The 15,516-nt window shown below is 61.6% G+C and carries 14 protein-coding genes; 8 read left to right on the forward strand and 6 right to left on the reverse strand.

Annotated features, from left to right (window positions below; translation table 11 throughout):
* Positions 1–4 precede the first annotated feature (4 nt).
* Positions 5–1,015 carry a LacI family DNA-binding transcriptional regulator gene (locus AMK02_RS03210; RefSeq protein WP_064800636.1) on the reverse strand — a complete coding sequence of 337 codons (1,011 nt, stop codon included), beginning with the start codon at positions 1,013–1,015 and terminating at the stop codon, positions 5–7.
* 324 nt (positions 1,016–1,339) lie between these two features.
* Here AMK02_RS03210 and AMK02_RS03215 point away from each other — a divergent pair, with 324 nt between their 5' ends.
* The 5 genes from AMK02_RS03215 to ku (AMK02_RS03235) all read left to right on the forward strand — a co-directional run bounded on the left by AMK02_RS03215 (position 1,340) and on the right by ku (AMK02_RS03235) (position 7,250).
* The gene (locus AMK02_RS03215; protein ID WP_064800637.1) at positions 1,340–2,326 is read left to right on the forward strand and encodes a sugar ABC transporter substrate-binding protein; all 987 of its coding nucleotides are present in this window, start codon (positions 1,340–1,342) and stop codon (positions 2,324–2,326) included.
* A 118-nt stretch (positions 2,327–2,444) separates the two neighbouring features.
* Entirely contained in the window at positions 2,445–3,980 is a 1,536-nt protein-coding gene (locus AMK02_RS03220; protein WP_064805900.1) for a sugar ABC transporter ATP-binding protein, read from the forward strand.
* On the forward strand, positions 3,964–4,986 hold the full coding sequence (locus tag AMK02_RS03225) for an ABC transporter permease (protein WP_064800638.1): 1,023 nt from the start codon (positions 3,964–3,966) through the stop codon (positions 4,984–4,986). The genes AMK02_RS03220 and AMK02_RS03225 overlap by 17 nt, the downstream gene beginning before the upstream one ends.
* A 222-nt stretch (positions 4,987–5,208) precedes the next feature.
* Complete coding sequence (locus AMK02_RS03230; protein ID WP_064800639.1) at positions 5,209–6,354, forward strand: right-handed parallel beta-helix repeat-containing protein; 1,146 nt, start codon at positions 5,209–5,211, stop codon at positions 6,352–6,354.
* A gap of 92 nt (positions 6,355–6,446) precedes the next feature.
* Positions 6,447–7,250 carry a non-homologous end joining protein Ku gene (gene ku, locus AMK02_RS03235; protein WP_064800640.1) on the forward strand — a complete coding sequence of 268 codons (804 nt, stop codon included), beginning with the start codon at positions 6,447–6,449 and terminating at the stop codon, positions 7,248–7,250.
* Positions 7,251–7,350: 100 nt separating this feature from the next.
* On the opposite strand, the gene ligD is transcribed toward ku (AMK02_RS03235), so the two are convergent.
* From ligD to AMK02_RS03255, 4 genes are all read right to left on the reverse strand, one after another.
* Positions 7,351–9,330, reverse strand: coding sequence for a DNA ligase D (gene ligD / locus AMK02_RS03240; RefSeq protein WP_064800641.1), 1,980 nt, complete (start codon positions 9,328–9,330; stop codon positions 7,351–7,353).
* Position 9,331: 1 nt separating this feature from the next.
* Positions 9,332–10,165 carry a non-homologous end joining protein Ku gene (gene ku / locus AMK02_RS03245; RefSeq protein WP_064800642.1) on the reverse strand — a complete coding sequence of 278 codons (834 nt, stop codon included), beginning with the start codon at positions 10,163–10,165 and terminating at the stop codon, positions 9,332–9,334.
* A gap of 18 nt (positions 10,166–10,183) precedes the next feature.
* Positions 10,184–10,414: a DUF2188 domain-containing protein gene (locus AMK02_RS03250; RefSeq protein ID WP_064800643.1), complete on the reverse strand. Its 231-nt coding sequence runs from the start codon at positions 10,412–10,414 to the stop codon at positions 10,184–10,186.
* A gap of 66 nt (positions 10,415–10,480) precedes the next feature.
* A complete protein-coding gene (locus AMK02_RS03255) occupies positions 10,481–10,741 on the reverse strand; it encodes a hypothetical protein (protein WP_011423984.1) in 261 nt (86 codons plus the stop codon).
* A gap of 144 nt (positions 10,742–10,885) precedes the next feature.
* Here AMK02_RS03255 and AMK02_RS03260 point away from each other — a divergent pair, with 144 nt between their 5' ends.
* The 3 genes from AMK02_RS03260 (at position 10,886) to AMK02_RS03270 (ending at position 13,868) form a co-directional block, all read left to right on the forward strand.
* On the forward strand, positions 10,886–11,320 hold the full coding sequence (locus tag AMK02_RS03260) for an OsmC family protein (RefSeq protein ID WP_064800644.1): 435 nt from the start codon (positions 10,886–10,888) through the stop codon (positions 11,318–11,320).
* Positions 11,321–11,367: 47 nt separating this feature from the next.
* Positions 11,368–12,852: an FAD/NAD(P)-binding protein gene (locus AMK02_RS03265; RefSeq protein WP_064800645.1), complete on the forward strand. Its 1,485-nt coding sequence runs from the start codon at positions 11,368–11,370 to the stop codon at positions 12,850–12,852.
* 110 nt (positions 12,853–12,962) lie between these two features.
* Entirely contained in the window at positions 12,963–13,868 is a 906-nt protein-coding gene (locus AMK02_RS03270; protein ID WP_064800646.1) for a DMT family transporter, read from the forward strand.
* Here the strand turns inward: AMK02_RS03270 and AMK02_RS03275 are convergent.
* Positions 13,834–15,513, reverse strand: a complete 1,680-nt coding sequence (locus tag AMK02_RS03275; RefSeq protein ID WP_237358328.1) for a VOC family protein — start codon at positions 15,511–15,513, stop codon at positions 13,834–13,836. The two genes, AMK02_RS03270 and AMK02_RS03275, sit on opposite strands and share 35 nt — an antisense overlap.
* Positions 15,514–15,516 lie beyond the last annotated feature (3 nt).

Below are 15,516 nucleotides of genomic sequence, written 5' to 3' on the forward strand. Positions count from 1 at the left end.
ACGCTCAATCGGGTTGCGGGGGGGCGGTCGTTTCCCCCTCCGCTAGCTCGCAGGCGAGCAGGATGGGGTGGTCGAGGTCCGGCGTCGGTTGCCTGTTCAACAGGACGGCGACCGCCGCTGCGGCAATCTTCTGAATCGGCTGCTTGACGGTCGTCAGCCGCGGCGTGGTCATGCTCGAGAGCGGGATGCCGTCGAATCCGACGATCGAAAGGGCTGCGGGTATCGGTATTCCCAGATCATGTGCCGCTCTCATGCAGCCGATCGCCTGCTGGTCCGAGCTTGCAAAGATGGCGGTCGGCCGTTCGCTGCGGGCGCGCGCTAGCAGATAGTTTCCCGCCGATCGTCCGCTTTCATAATCGAAAGCCGCCTCGGCGATCAGCGGCGACCCTTGACCTTGTCCGCCGTCGTCGGGCTGCCCCATGGCATCAAGGTAACCCTTGAGACGGTCATTGGCGGGCACGGAATGTCTGGGACCTGAGATGAAACCGATGCGGCGATGGCCGAGCTTCAAAAGATGCTCGACGCCGAGGCGCACGCCGGCGCGGTGATTTGAGGCGATGCCGGAATATCCCGGCATCAGGCGGTCGACGACGACGATCGGCAAGCCCTTCGGCAGCTTGAGCGCATGGAAGTCATTGCTGGGAACGAGGATGATGCCGTCGACTTTCCGGCTTGTCAGCTGCCCGATCCGGTCTGCCTCCTTGGCCGCATCGTCAAACGACGTCATGACGATGATGTTGTAGCCATGGCTTGCCGCCGCCTGTTCGGCGGACTGCACGAGTTCCGAGAAGAACGGATTGGTGAGATCGGGAATGACGATGCCGATCAGCCGGCTGACCTTGCTGCGCATGCTTCTGGCCGACGGGTCGGGCATATAGCCGAGCTCGTCGATGATGCGCCTGACGCGCGCCCTCAGCTCATCCGTCACGGCGGGGTGGTCATTCAGCACCCGCGAGACGGTCCCGGTGGAAACGCCGGCAAGTTTGGCAACGTCTCGAATTCCGACCTTTGGCATAATCGAAGAACATGTCCCTTCATTTCAGTCTCGGGGACGCGGAGGCACCCGACCGGGCTTCAGCTAATGGTCTCCATCGCCTTCGTCAAAGGCCGCGATCAATTTGACGGCGTCTGCATAACACGAGGAATGCCGGCATTCAATGGAAACGGTTCACCGTTGAGCTTCGAAAAAGCCAGGGCGGATGCCTCTTCCTTCGGCATATGCCCATTTTTCGCCGTCTTGACAATCTCGCGGACCGTTGTTACCCAAGTGGTGTTGGAAACGGTTCATCAGCGAAGGCACTCAGGTGAGGATAGGCCCGGAACCGTTCGGAGGAGAGAAATGTCCCAATCTACGAAGCATGATTCCGTCCTGATGCGTGCGCCGCGCCGTGCGGCACTGAAGTTCGGACTTGCCGGCACCTTGGTGCTCGCATTGTCTTGTGGCGTGTCGCCCGCTTTTGCAGCCGGCAAGCCGAAGGTCGGCCTGATCATGAAGTCTCTGTCCAATGAGTTCTTCAAGCAGATGAAGGCCGGTGCCGATAAATATGCGGCCGAGAACAAGGACAAGTTCGACTTCAAGGCAGTCGGCATGAAGGACGAGCGCGATTTTGCCGCCCAGGTCGATGCCGTCGAGAACTTCGTGACGCAGAAATACGACATCATCGTCGTCGCTCCGGCCGATTCGAAGGCAATGGCCACGCCGCTTGCAAAGGCAGTCAAATCGGGCGTCAAGGTCATCAATATCGACGTGCCGCTGGACGCCGATGCCAAGAAGGCAGCCGGCATCGACTTGGCATTCTTCGGCCCGGACAACCGCGAAGGCGCCAAGCTCGCCGGCGACGCGCTGGCCAAGGATCTGGGGGCGGGTGCCAAGGTCGTCATTCTCGAGGGCAATCCTGAGGCCGACAACGCCAAGGAGCGCAAGGAAGGCTTTATGGATTCCGTCAAGTCGGGCAAGCTCGAGCTTCTCGACAGCAAGACCGCCCATTGGGAGACCGAAGAAGCCAACACCGTCATGACGAATTTCCTGACGAAGTATAAGGATATTCAAGGTGTCATGGCGGCCAACGACTCCATGGCGCTTGGCGTCGTCAAGGCTCTCGATGCAACCGGCCAGGCCGGCAAGATCAAGGTCGTCGGCTTCGACAACATCCCGCCGGTGCAGCCGCTGATCAAGGACGGCAAGATGCTTGCCACCGTCGAGCAATATGGCGCGCAGATGGCAGTCATGGGCATCGACTATGGCATGCGTGAACTTGCCGGCGAAAAATTCACTGGCTGGGTCAAGACCGACATCAAGCTCGTGACGTCAGGCGACCTCAAGTAATCGACATTGCCGACTGGCTTAAGACGAAAGGAAGCGCCGGCTGCCAAGCCGGCGCTGACCGCTGCCACCCGATTTGCGTCTTGTGCGGAGGGTGGCCATCTCGAATTTCAAACAGATCATGCACGAGGTGGACGTGTCAGACGCAGCAGATGACTACATCTTGAAGCTGGATGGGATCGGCAAGCGCTTCCCGGGCGTCGTCGCGCTCAAAAATGTTTCCATACGGATCGGTCGCGGCAAGGGCCACGTCCTGCTCGGCGAGAACGGGGCGGGCAAATCCACCCTGATCAACCTGCTGGGCGGCGTCTTCAAGCCGGATGACGGCCACATTACTTTTGATGGCAAGCCCTATCATCCCGGCTCGCCGCTGGAGGCCTTCAAGGCCGGCATCCGCGTCTTTCACCAGGAACTCCATCCGCTTTCCAATCTCACCGTCGCCGAAAACCTGCTTTTCGAGCATCTTCCGCGCCGATACGGCCTGGTGGACTACCGGAAAATGAACAGCCGGGCGGCCGAACTGCTGGCGGAAGTCGGCCTTGATGTGGCGCCGACGACGCTCGCCAGCCGCCTCAGCGTCGCGCAGCTGCAGCTGCTCGAAATCGCCAAGGCGCTCTGCTACGAAAGCAAGCTGCTCGTTCTCGACGAGCCGACGGCAACCTTGACGTCCAAGGAAGTCGACCGGCTGTTCGAAATTCTGAAGCGGCTGAAGGCGCGTGGGGTGACGACGCTTTACATATCGCACCGGCTCGAGGAGATATTCGAAGTCGGGGATGATGTCACGGTGCTGCGCGACGGCCAGCATGTCATCACGCGTCCGCTGGCCGGATTGGCCATCCCTGACATCGTCGAGCTGATGGTGGGGCGAACGCTCTCGGATCACGGCGTCTTTCGCAGTAACAGCGCCGTGTTCGGCGAGGCGCTCGGCGTCTCCGGCCTGAAGGTGACGCGCAGCAGCCCGGAACTGTCCTTTTCCGTCGCAAAGGGCGAAATCGTCGGTATTGCCGGGCTTGTGGGCAGCGGCCGGACAGAGGCGGTCCGCGCCATATTCGGCGCCGACGCCAAAGCCGGCGGCGAAATCCGCGTCGACGGAAAGCCGGTTGCGATCCATTCGCCGAAAGATGCGGTTGCCGCCGGCCTGTGCTTGGCAACGGAAGACCGTAAGCTGCAGGGCCTGATGCTCGACATGAGCTGCGCGGAAAACGCCACGGTGACGGATCTCGGCAAGATCTCCCGCAAGGGGCTGATCAGCCGAAAGGCGGAGAACGGCCACGCCCAGCGTCTCGTGCGCGAGCTGCGCATCAAAACCCCGTCGATCCATCAGATGGTCAGGACGTTTTCGGGCGGCAACCAGCAGAAGGTCGTCATCGCCAAATGGCTGTTCCGCGGTCCCAAGGTGCTGATATTCGATGAGCCGACCCGCGGGATCGACGTCGGCGCCAAGGCGGAAATCTACGAGCTTCTGTGGAAATTTGCCGCCGAAGGAAAGGGTGTTCTGGTCGTATCCTCGGATCTGCCGGAGCTCATCGGCATCTGCCATCGCATCATCGTCCTGTCGGACGGCAAGATCGCCGGCGAAATCGCGCGGGATCAATTCGAAGAGAGCAGGATCCTCTCACTCGCTTACAAGGAGTACAGTCGTGTCCGGCAACATTGAAACCAAGGTCGAAGCGAAAGAGACGGGCTTCTGGGACAAGCTGATCCGGATCTCGATGAAAGAGGCAGGTGTTGCCATCGCGCTCGTCCTGATCGTCATCTTTTTTTCGGCGACGGCGCCCTATTTCGCCACTCCGGAGAATTTCCTGAAGATCTTCGTGCAGATTGCCATCAACACCGTGCTTGCCTCGGGCATGACCTTCGTCATCCTGGTTGGCGGCATCGATCTCTCGGTCGGTTCGCTGCTTGCTCTCTGCACCGTCATCGGCGCGACGATCATGATCGACCCCAGGCTCTCCCCCTGGCAGGCGATCGTGCTCGCTTCGCTCGCCTCGATGGGCACCGGCGCGATCCTTGGCGCCATCAACGGCTGGGTCTGTGAAAAGTGGAAGCTGCCGTCCTTCATCGTCACGCTCGGCATGCTGAATGTCGCCAGCGGTCTCGCCCGCGTCGTCAGTGACAACTCCACCATCACCGGCCTGCCGCAGCCCTTTGTCGATTTCGGAAATCTGATCTTCTGGGGCATCTTCCCATCGATCTTTCTGATTGCGATCGTCGTCGTCCTCGTCGGCTGGTTCGTGCTGCGTTATACCGTGTTCGGGCGTTTTGTCTTCGCGATCGGCACCAATGAAGAGGCTGTGCGGCTGTCGGGACATGAGCCGAAACGCTACAAGATCGCGGTGTTCACCATCTCCGGCCTGACCGCCGGCATCGCGGCCATGGTCTATCTGCTCCGCCTCAATGTCGGCAGTCCGGTTGCGGGCATCGGCTATGAATTGAATGCGATCGCCGCGGTCATCATCGGCGGAACCAGCCTCTCGGGCGGCAAGGGCTCGATCGTCGGAACGCTCGTCGGCGCCTGCATTCTGCAGGTGCTGTCGACGGGATTGCAGCTGCTGGGGGCCGACGACAACATTAAGCCGATCGTCATCGGCGCCGTCATCGTGCTTGCCGTTATCCTGGACAGCTATCGCGGCCGGTTGATGCGGATACTCGAAACGCGGTGACCGATCGCCAGGCGCGGGCCTCTGAGGTCGCATGGCGGCGTGCAAAGTCGAGGCAGGCCGTCAAACTCCTGCCACATGCCCTGCATTAAGTCGACGCGACTGCATATGTCTTAGATCGGAATAGATTTAAGGATAATGCTGCAGCAGCTCAAAGCCTAGCCGCACCCTTGGCGCATCTGAGAAGATGCGCGGCGCTGCGGTAACCGCGTCGATGGAGATCCGATGCCCGCAATCCTGCGAAAAAAAGTTCACGGCGCGTCCACCCGGGCTGAGGTCATCGACGGGGCAGAGGATATCGGCGTCGCCTATCAGGTGTTTTCCGATACGGTGGTCGAAGACGTCATCGTCAAGAACTCGCCTCGTGGCTTCAAGTTTCACAACGGCAACAACCTCGTCGTCAGGCGCTGCGAAACGGAGAATGTCAAGGGCGACGGCATCTACCTAACGAAAACGAAGAACGTTCTTCTGGAAAACAACCGTATGGGGGCGGCTCCCGGCGAGGGCGCGGACTGCTGCCAGTTCGCCTATCAGAACAGCGACGACAATATCAGTTCGGACGTCGTGATCCGCGGCAACCTCTTCCTGCAATCGCCGACGAGCACCTCGAACAAAGGCGCCCTGGTCTGCGATAAAACCCGCAACTATCTCGTCGAGTACAATTTCATCGGCGGCAAGAATTTCTCCTTTTCATCGGTCGGCGACGATGCCGTGGTGCGCAGCAACATCATGCGCGACGGCAGGATGAACGACTATTCCTTCGGCTACGGCATCGGCGACAAGGCAGACCGTACCGGCCATCACGTCTATGACAATTGGATCGAGAACAACAATCGCGGCATCAGCCTGAGCGGCTTTTCCGACCAGGAGCGGGCCTTTCGCAAGGATATCGACATCCACGACAACGTCATCAACGGATGCGACATCGCCTTCTTCGCCAATCGGCCATGGTCGGGGAGCTTCCGGCGCAACATATTCATGCGATGCGGCCAGGATATGGTTCTGTCGGGAAAGGGCAAGGCCACCGCCGGCGAGATCGACGGCAATTACCACAATGACGGCAGCTTCTTGAACCTTGTGGCGCCGCCGCTCCGCTTCAATCCCGACGGCAAGGCCTCCGTCGCCTCGGGTGAATGGACATCCGAGCCCGATGAGATCGTCATCCAGTGGCGCGACAAGGGATTGGATATTCCTGACGCCAACCGCCCTTCCATTGCCGTCGAGCCCGGGATGGAACTGTCCTGTGTGCTGTTGGCCCGCAAGGGCCGCAATTGGATGCTGGCGATCGCCGAGACCGCTTATGACGAGTTCACGCCGCGCGCATGGCAGGAAAAGATGCTGCCGTGGCAGAAGCGGTATCTCTCGATCTGAACCAAGTACTGCCGGTATGCCAGGCCCGGAACCAGAGGCCGGTTTTGCCGTTGATTGCCATATCCCACCGTGTCCGGGAGGGAAGGACCGCCATGGCACGCCAGACATTCTGGAAAGGCTATCTCAAGCTCTCGCTCGTCACCGCCTCCGTCTCGCTGACGCCGGCGACGACCGAAAGCAACAAGGTGCGTTTCCACGTCCTCAATCGCCAGACGAAAAACCGCGTCGAAAGCCGCTATGTCGACAGCGTTACCCATAAACCGGTGACTGACCGGGACCAGGTGAAGGGTTATCCGCGCGGCGAGGACGATTATGTTCTTCTCGAAGACGAGGAGATCGAGGAAGTCGGGCTCGAAAGCACCCGCACCATCGATATCGACAGCTTCGTCCCACGCGGCTCGATCGATTGGATCTGGTACGACAAGCCGCATTTCCTGGCGCCGGAGGACAAGGTCGGCGTGGAAGCCTTCTGCGTCATCCGCGAAGCGATGAAGGCAAACGACGTCGTCGGCATTGCCCGCCTGGTTCTCTATCGCCGCGAGCGCGCCGTGCTCCTGGAGCCGCAAGGCAAAGGCATCGTGCTCTGGACCCTGCGCTATGGCGACGAGGTGCGCGAACCCTCGGCCGAAATCGACGACAAGGCGGAGATCGACAGCAAGCTCCTGACGCTGATGAAGCGGCTGGTGAAGGAAGAGACGAGGGATTGGAGCCCGACCATGGTGCAGGATCCGATCCAGAAGCGCCTGAAATCGATGATCCGCGGCAAACAGAAGAGCCTGAAGAAGGCGGCGCCCGCCAAAGAACCCGCACCGGTAAAATCGACCGGCAACGTCATCAACATCATGGATGCGCTGAAGAAGAGCCTGGCTTCGGAAAGCGGGCGGAAGTCGCGTTAGAGCAATTCCAGGAAAGTGCGAAGCGGTTTTCCCGGCAAAGCGAAGCGCTTTGCCGGGAATTGCGTAAATCCAAAAGGTTAGAGCGGGATGATTTTACGCTCTACCGCTTCTTCTTTTCCAACGGTTTCGCTGCAGCGAAAAATCCGTCCCAGGGATCGCGCGGCAGCGCGTCGAGCCGGGTCGGCGTATTGTCCACTGTGAAATAGGTCGGTCCGACGTCGGCGGTGAGCTCGCTCCATTCCAGCGGCATCGAGACCGCGGCGCCTGGCCGTGCCCGTGCCGAATAGGGCGCGACCGCCGTATTGCCGCGGCCGTTGCGGAGATAGTCGATGAAAATCCTCCCCGTGCGCTTGGCCTTCGTCGCCGTCGCCAGATAGCGGTCGGGATCGTCGGCGGACATGCTGTCGGCAAGCCATTTGGCGAAACCCTTCACCTCGACCCAGCCGGCCTTCGGCGTGAGCGGGGTCACCACATGCAGCCCCTTGCCGCCTGAGGTCTTGACGAAGGCGGCGAGGCCTTCGGCCTCCAGCCGCTCCTTCAATTCGTAAGCGGCGGCGATCACATCCTCCCACTCCACCTCGTCGCCGGGATCGAGGTCCATGGTGATCATATCGGGCTTTTCCCAATTGTCGGTCGTTGCGCCCCAGGGATGGATTTCAAGCACGGCCGATTGCACCAGCGCCACGATACCGTCGAAATCGGTAATTCTGAGCAGCTTTTCCCCATGCTTGTCCTTGGGATCGGTGATCTCCCCGATATGCGGATTCATGCCCTTCCAGGCATGTTTCTGGAAAAACCGCTGCCGGCCGTTGATCCCGTCCGGCAGGCGCAGGAGCGCCAGCGGCCGATTGACGACATAAGGCGCCATGAAGCGCCAGACCTCGGCGTAATAATTGGCCAGCCCCTCCTTGGTAACGCCCTCGTCCGGCCAGTAGATGCGGTCCGGGTGGGTCAGCGCCACCGCTGATTTCGGCAGGGGAGGGGCCATGGTCTTTTCCGTCTCGCGCGTCACGTCTTTCGCAGGCTTGTCTTCTCGCAGGCCGCGGAAGGCTGCATGGCGCAGATTGGCGTCAGCCGACCAGGCGCGGAACTCGACTTCGCCGACCAGCTGCGGCTTGACATAGATCAGCCCGCGCCGCTCCTCTGACGTCAGCTTGTCGTCGAACGAGTTTTCGTTCTGCGTCAGACGCGACAATTTCTCGTAAAGCAGTTGAGCGGTTGCTGCCGTATATCCGGTGCCGACGCGCCCGACATGCTTGAGTTCGCCGCCTTGGTAATAGCCCATCGCCAGTGAGCCGATCGCATTCTTCATCGATGTCGACGGCACGTAGCCGCCGATGACGAATTCCTGCCGGTGCGAGCATTTCGATTTGATCCAATCGCCTTTGCGTCCCGACGTGTATTTGCTGTCGCGCAGTTTGGAAATCACCCCTTCGAGGCTGAGCCGGCAGGCATGGTCGAGCACCAGGCTGCCGCTTTCGTTGAAATGCGCGCTGTAGCGCAGCTTGTCGTTATCGTCGGGCAGCAGGCTTTCGAGCAGCTGCTTGCGATCGATCAGCGCCACATTGACCAGGCTGTGGCCGTCGACGTGGAGAAGATCGAAGGCATAGAAGACGAAGCGATCGTCGCGGCCCTCGCTCAGATCGCGTTGGAGCGCTGAGAAATCCGAGGCGCCGGTATCGCGCTCGACGACGATTTCGCCGTCGATCACCGCCGATTGCACCGGCAGGGCGGCAAAGGCCTCGACCACCTCGCTGCCGAATTTCTCCGTCCAGTCGAGACCGCTGCGGGTCAACATTCTGACCTTGCCGTTCTCGACTCTGACCTGCAGCCGGTAGCCATCGAACTTGATTTCGTGGATCCAGCGGTCACCAGCCGGCGGCTTCGGCTTCAGCTTGGCAAGCGCCGGTTCGATAAAATCGGGCATTGCGCCCTTGCGCGCACCCTTCGGCCAGTCGCGTTCTCGTGGTGCCGGGGATCTGGCCTCTGTCGCCGGTCTTTTGGCGGAAACCGCCTTGCCGTCTTTCGATTTGGGAGCGAGTTTGAAATTGCGCTTCGCCTGATAGGTTTCGAGGGTCATCTCAGCCTGCCTTTTTGCTTTGGCTGTCGCTGCGCGCCGGCGTCTTCTTCGCCGCCTTGCCGCTCATCTTGGCGCTCTGGCGCAGCGCCTCCATCAGGTCGATGACCTTGCTTTCGGGCGCCGGTTTCTTCTTCGGCGGCGCCCGGCCCTCGATCTTTGCCTTCACCAGTTCGACGAGGGCCGCTTCGTAACGGTCCTCGTAGGCGCTCGGATCGAAGCTCCCGTGCTTGGTCTCGATGATGTGCCCGGCGAGCTCGAGCATCTCCTTGTCGAACTTGATGTCGGGAATGTCTCTGAAGACCGCCTCGGCTGAGCGCACCTCATAGTCGAAATTCAGCATGGTCGCGACGATGTGGCCGTCATGAGGCCGGATCAGCAGCGTTCGGTTGCGCTGGAAAAGCACGGCTTCGGCGAGCGCCGCGACCTTGCTGTCGCGCATGCCGCGGACGATCAACGACAGCGCTTCTTCATCATGTTCGTCGACGGGCGCGAGGTAATAGGGCCGGTCGAAATAGAGCTTGTCGATATCGTCATAGGCAATGAAAGCCTTGACGTTGAGCACCTTGTCGCTTTCCGGCATGATCTCGGCGATCTCGTCGCCTTCGATGACGATGTAATCGCCATTCTCCATCCGGTAGCCCTTCACCTGATCGTCCCGCCCGACTGGCTTGCCGGTCTCGCTGTCGATGAATTGCCGTTCCACCCGGTGGCCGGTCCTGCGGTTGATGATGTTGAAGGAAACGCGGTCGGAGGAGGAAATGGCGGTGTAGAGCCCGACGGCGCAAGCAAGGTCGCCTACCTTCAGATGACCTTTCCAGCTTGCCCGCGCGGCCATGCCATCCTCCGTTGCAAATCAGAGCCGACTGCTGCTCTTGTCGGTTTCGAGCTCCTGGAACGCCCAGCCGCCGTCGGGTGCAGGATAGGCGAGCAACGCGTCGCCGTCGCCGATTTTCTGACGTGACGCAGCATCCTTGGCGTGGACAATCGCTTCCTCAGCCGTCGCATAGGTCTCCGACAGCGTGTCGCCGAGCTTATAAGCCCAACCATTGTCATGCGGCACGACCTGATAGGTGATATCGGCCATTTCGGATCTCCTCTTTTCAGTTCGGCGGCGGAGCCGAAAACCGCTCACAGTTTTCGGTATCAAGCCCTAGTTCCGATTTGGTTTGCGCCTTTCATCGAGCGCGATGATCTTTTCCAGGGAGGCGATATCCTCGCTGGTGACGACGGGAACCGGATCGGCCGCGATCGCCTCCAGCACCTCCTGCGAGATCGCGCCGTTGCGGATCGCCCATTCCAGCGTCTCGCGCGTTTCCCGCTCGGCCTTGAGCTGTGCATAGAGTGCGACGATCAGCCGGTCGCGGGCGTCCATCCGCCGGCCCCGACGATCCATGCTGCGGACATGCGGCATCGCTCTGCACCTTTGTCACTGATTTCGTTCAGGTGTAGTCAACTGATGACGGATGGAAAGGTTCCGTTACCAGTCATTACACCCCCGTTGCGGGCCGAGGCGCAACTCGCTATCTCTGCCAGGCTATTGTCAGAGGATTTTTCAATGGCCGATCTTAAGGCACGCCCCCGTCCGACCGGCGCTACCGCCACCCTCGGCCGCACCGGCTTTCCGCATGTCACGTCCACGACCAAGGGTGAGATCGATATCGTCACTGCGCCGTCGCAGCCGGGCTTCAGCCCGCTCGATCTGCTCTATGCCTCGCTCTCGGCCTGTCTCGTGCTCAGCGCCCGCATTGCAGCCAGTCAGATGGGGGTTCTCGACCGGATCAGCGAGATCACTGCCGACGTCACCGGCGAGAAGGCGGCGGAAGGGCTCTCACGTGTTGCGAAATTCAACATCGTCTTCTCGATCAAGGGCGATATCGACGAAGAGACCCGCCGCAAGATCGTCGATGCCGCCGAAGACGAGATCTGCACGGTCAGCAACACCATCCGCGGCACTCCCGAATTCTCGACCGTAATATCGAAACAAGACTGATCTTCATAACTATTATAGACAATTATGGCCGGAGGATTGCGCGAGCCATGTCCGGCTTCTATGCTCGGGGCATCGAAGCAACGGTATCGGCCATCATGCAGCCCAAGTCTCTGTCGATGTCCGACCAGCCCGTCGTCGCCATCATCGGCGGTGGTCTCTCCGGCGCGGGCGTCGCCTATCATCTCGCCCGTGCAGACGGTGGCGAGCGTCCCGTCATCGTCGTCTTCGAGCCGCGGGCGGAGCTCGGCCGTGGTCTTGCCTATGACACGGGCGACCCGGCCCATCGCATCAATGTTCCCGCCGCCAAGATGAGCCTGCAGCCCGACGACCAGGGCGAGTTCCAGGCCTGGATCGAGGCCCGCGATGCCGTCGCTTGCGACCCGCAGGCAAGACGGCCCGATGGGCTGCTCTTTCCCCGGCGCCGGCTGTTCGGCGATTATGTCGCCTCGCTTCTGAAGCCGCTGCTGGAAGACGGCAGCGTGCGTCATTGCCGCGCCGCCGTGACCGATGTCGAGCGCCGGGCCGGCCGCTGGTCGATCCGCGACGATAAAGGCGGCGTGTTGCTGGCCGATATCGTTGCGATCGCCACCAGCCATCCGCCGCCGGCGGCCCCCGGCCGGCTTGCGGCCCGGCTTGCCGCCCATCCCCGTTTCGTCGCGGACACCACGAAACCAGCTGCGCTTGAGGTGATCCGTCCCCGAGACCGGGTGCTCGTCATAGGCAATGGCTTGACCGCCGCCGATGTCATTGCCTCGCTCGCTGAACGCGGGCATCGCGGTCCGGTGACGGCAATCTCGCGCCGTGGTCTGCGCTCGCGCGGGCATGCGCCGGTGCCGCAGCCGCTGTTCGGCGATTTCCTCGCCGATGCGGCCCATTCCGCCGTTTCGCTGCTGGCAGCAATCCGCGCCGCCATCAGCGTCGCGGAAGCGCAGGACATAAGCTGGCATGGGGTGATCGATCAGGTGCGGGCGCAGGGACGCGATCTCTGGCAGGCGCTGCCGGTTGCCGAACGGCGCCGTCTCGTCCGCCATCTGCGTCCCTATTGGGATGTGCATCGTTTCCGCATCGCGCCGCAGGTGGAAGCCGTGCTCGACGCGGCGATTGGCGCCGGCCGTCTCGAAATCCTTGCCGGCTCGGTCGCCGATGCCCGCATCGAAGGCGATCTTATTCTTTGCACCTTGCAGCCGCGCCACCGGCGCCAGCCGTTGGAGCGGCGCTACGACGCTGTCGTCGTCACCACCGGACCGGCGCATGGCGGCATTCTCGAAACTCAGCCCTGGCTCGCTGCACTTGCCGCAGACGGCCACTTGTCGCTTGATCCCACAGGCCTCGGTCTTGCCTGCACCGAGCGCTCGGAGGCGATCGGTCCGTCGGGAAAGGCGGATCCTTCGTTATTGATCTCCGGTCCGCTGGCGCGCGGCACCTTCGGCGAACTGATGGGGTTGCCGCAGGTGACCGAGCATGCCTTCTTCGTTGCAGGTGAAATCGCCGCAAAGCTGCGATTGATCATGGAGAGCAGGCATCCGGTCTGAATTCTTGTCCCGATGTCGCTCTTCGACTGTCGCCGGCGGGCGACTTCTGCTATGCACGCGCCAATCAACGGCCCGCCGCCAATGTTCGGGCAATCAAAAATATCGAGACCATGTCGCAGACCGCTTCCACCCTCTCCGAAGCCTCGCCTTCCAATCGTCTGGCCCTTGCGGCGCTCGTCCTCGGCGGGGCGGCGATCGGCGGTTCGCCAATCTTCGTCCGGCTGTCCGAGACCGGGCCGATGGCCACCGCCTTCTGGCGTGTGACGCTGGCGCTGATCCCGATCTTCATCGTCTCGCTCGTGAAGACGGATGCGGGGCCGAAGCCGCAAAGCCTTTCCGATTATGGCTTGCTGGCTCTTCCGGGCCTCATGCTGGCGCTCGACCTCGCCGCCTGGCATCTTTCGCTTACCATGACATCGGTCGCCAATGCGACGCTGCTTGCAAACCTCGCGCCTGTTTTCGTCACGCTGATCGCCGTCCTGTTTTTTAAGGCGCGAACCAGCGGCGTTTTCCTGCTGGGGCTGGTCCTGGCGCTCGCCGGTGTCGTTATCTTGAAAGGCGGACCGGCAGGGCTCGGCAATGGCGATTTGAGTGGCGACGGCACCGCGATGATCGCCGCTTTCTTCTATGCCTGCTATATCCTGGCGATCGGCAGGTTGCGCAGCCGGTTCGATACGATCCGCATCATGCTGTGGAGCACGGCATCGGCTGCCGTCTGCATCTTCCCGATCGCCTTCTTCTTCGAAGGGCAGATGCTGCCGGCGACCCTCTATGGCTGGTCGATCCTCTTCGGCCTCGCCTTTGTCAGCCATGCCGGCGGGCAGGTGGCGATCACCTATGCGCTGGCCTATCTGCCGCCCGCCTTTTCATCGCTGACGCTGCTGTTGCAGCCGGTCGTCGCCGCAATCCTCGCCTGGGCGCTGCTCGACGAGGCGATCGGGACGATGCAGGCGCTGGGCGCCAGCGTGGTGCTCGCCGGCATCATGGTTGCCCGAACGGCTCGCTCGTCGGCTTGACCGCTTGCTGCTCCAGCGGCGGTGGATCATCCCCCATTCTCTGGAGCAGCCACTTCTGGATGATCGGCACATCGGCGTCGCCGAGATCGTGGCCGCCGGGGATGACGTCGGAATCGACGGTGGCGCCCGAACTCTTCAGCCTGTCCTCCAGCTCGCTCGCATATTTGCCGTAGGCATCGGTCTTGCCGCTGATGACCAGCAGATCCGTGCCCTTCAGATCGGCATGCGGATAGTCGCTGAGCACAGGCATGGAGCGCAGCAGCACCGCCTTGTGAACGAGGTTCGGGTGCAGGTAGAGCAGCGAGTTCAACAGGTTGGCGCCGTTGGAATAGCCGACATAGACGATCTTCTTGGGATCGAGGCCGTAGGATTTGACGGCGCCTTCGATGAAGGCCGCAAAGGCTTCGGCCTCCGTTTTGATGTCGTTCTGGTCGAAGGAGAAGGGGGTGATGCGCTTATACCAGCGCGGAAAACCCTCTTCCGTCGCACGGCCACGGACGCCGAGCAGGGTCGCGCGCGGCGCCGCCTTGTTGAGGAGCGGCATCAGCGTCGTCTCATTGCCGCCCGAGCCGTGCAGCAGCACGAAGACACTGCCGTCGGGATTGGGCGGCGTATAGAAGCGATGGACGAACGGCAGCTCGCGGTAATTGATGCGCGGCTGGCCGGGCATCGAAAACTGCGGCAGGACCACCTTCAGGTCGTCGAGATTGGTGATTGCTCCCGGCGGCGCGAAGAGCTTGGTGCCAAGGGCCGCGTGCTCTTCGTCGACAGTCATGCCGGGCTTGTCGGTTGCAAGCTCCACCAGCGTTCCGCCGGGCTCGCGGGCATAGAGCGAGCGGAAATACTTGCGGTCGTGCATGTTGGTCGGCGATGCATCGGTCTTCTCCAGCGCCTCGGAAACCGAACGCAGCGCCTCCTCATCGGTGGCCCGGAATGCGACATGATCGACGGTGCCGGTTCCCGGCGCACCGGACCAGAAGCCGCGCGCATCGCGCACGTCGATGACATCGCCGGATTGCGAAACCAGCCTGTCGATCGTGCCGCGGTTGGCCTGGAAGCGGTAGCCGAAATGGCGCTCGAGGAAGCTGCGGCTCTCGGCCGGCTTTTCCGTCAGCATGGTTGCGCCGCGCACCCGCTGGACGGCATGCTCGACCGGGATCGAGGCGCCGTCCCAGACAGCGGGCGATGTGAGGTCCTTTGCGCCCGCGAGCTTGAGGATGATATTGTCGGGGTCTTTCAGCCTGAGGACAGGCTCGCCGAATTCATCCGCGGGTCCCTCCGAGCGCAGGCCGAAGCTCATGGCGCGTGTCAGCCAATAGCCGATGCTCGCCGGATCGATCGCCAGCGAAATTTCGCTGATCTGGCCGTAGCCCGCCCGGCCGGACGCGCCATCTTCCCAGACGAGGAAGCTGACGAGCGAACCCGGCGTGCCTACCGAATCGCCGTAGAAGAGATGGAGTTGGGTCGTATCCTCGTAGCCGGCCGTCTGCTTGACGAGGCGCATGCCGAGAAAGCCGGCGTAAAAATCCACGTTCGCCTGCACCTTTCGGGTGATGGCCGTAACGTGATGTATGCCTGATACCATCGAGAGCAGTCCTGATTGAAGCGTCGTCAGGAGCGCGAGTATGAGAGCTGCGAAAGTCATACC

Origin of the sequence: Rhizobium sp. N731 (genome assembly GCF_001664145.1) — a bacterium.
Lineage (GTDB): Bacteria > Pseudomonadota > Alphaproteobacteria > Rhizobiales > Rhizobiaceae > Rhizobium > Rhizobium esperanzae.

Bases quoted from the DNA above. Each gene is read 5' to 3' on its own strand.
- AMK02_RS03210 (WP_064800636.1), bottom strand. From the start codon at position 1,015: ATGCCAAAGGTCGGAATTCGAGACGTTGCCAAACTTGCCGGCGTTTCC.
- AMK02_RS03215 (WP_064800637.1), top strand. From the start codon at position 1,340: ATGTCCCAATCTACGAAGCATGATTCCGTCCTGATGCGTGCGCCGCGC.
- AMK02_RS03220 (WP_064805900.1), top strand. From the start codon at position 2,445: ATGCACGAGGTGGACGTGTCAGACGCAGCAGATGACTACATCTTGAAG.
- AMK02_RS03230 (WP_064800639.1), top strand. From the start codon at position 5,209: ATGCCCGCAATCCTGCGAAAAAAAGTTCACGGCGCGTCCACCCGGGCT.
- ku (WP_064800640.1), top strand. From the start codon at position 6,447: ATGGCACGCCAGACATTCTGGAAAGGCTATCTCAAGCTCTCGCTCGTC.
- ligD (WP_064800641.1), bottom strand. From the start codon at position 9,330: ATGACCCTCGAAACCTATCAGGCGAAGCGCAATTTCAAACTCGCTCCC.
- ku (WP_064800642.1), bottom strand. From the start codon at position 10,165: ATGGCCGCGCGGGCAAGCTGGAAAGGTCATCTGAAGGTAGGCGACCTT.
- AMK02_RS03250 (WP_064800643.1), bottom strand. From the start codon at position 10,414: ATGGCCGATATCACCTATCAGGTCGTGCCGCATGACAATGGTTGGGCT.
- AMK02_RS03255 (WP_011423984.1), bottom strand. From the start codon at position 10,741: ATGCCGCATGTCCGCAGCATGGATCGTCGGGGCCGGCGGATGGACGCC.
- AMK02_RS03260 (WP_064800644.1), top strand. From the start codon at position 10,886: ATGGCCGATCTTAAGGCACGCCCCCGTCCGACCGGCGCTACCGCCACC.
- AMK02_RS03265 (WP_064800645.1), top strand. From the start codon at position 11,368: ATGTCCGGCTTCTATGCTCGGGGCATCGAAGCAACGGTATCGGCCATC.
- AMK02_RS03270 (WP_064800646.1), top strand. From the start codon at position 12,963: ATGTCGCAGACCGCTTCCACCCTCTCCGAAGCCTCGCCTTCCAATCGT.
- AMK02_RS03275 (WP_237358328.1), bottom strand. From the start codon at position 15,513: ATGACTTTCGCAGCTCTCATACTCGCGCTCCTGACGACGCTTCAATCA.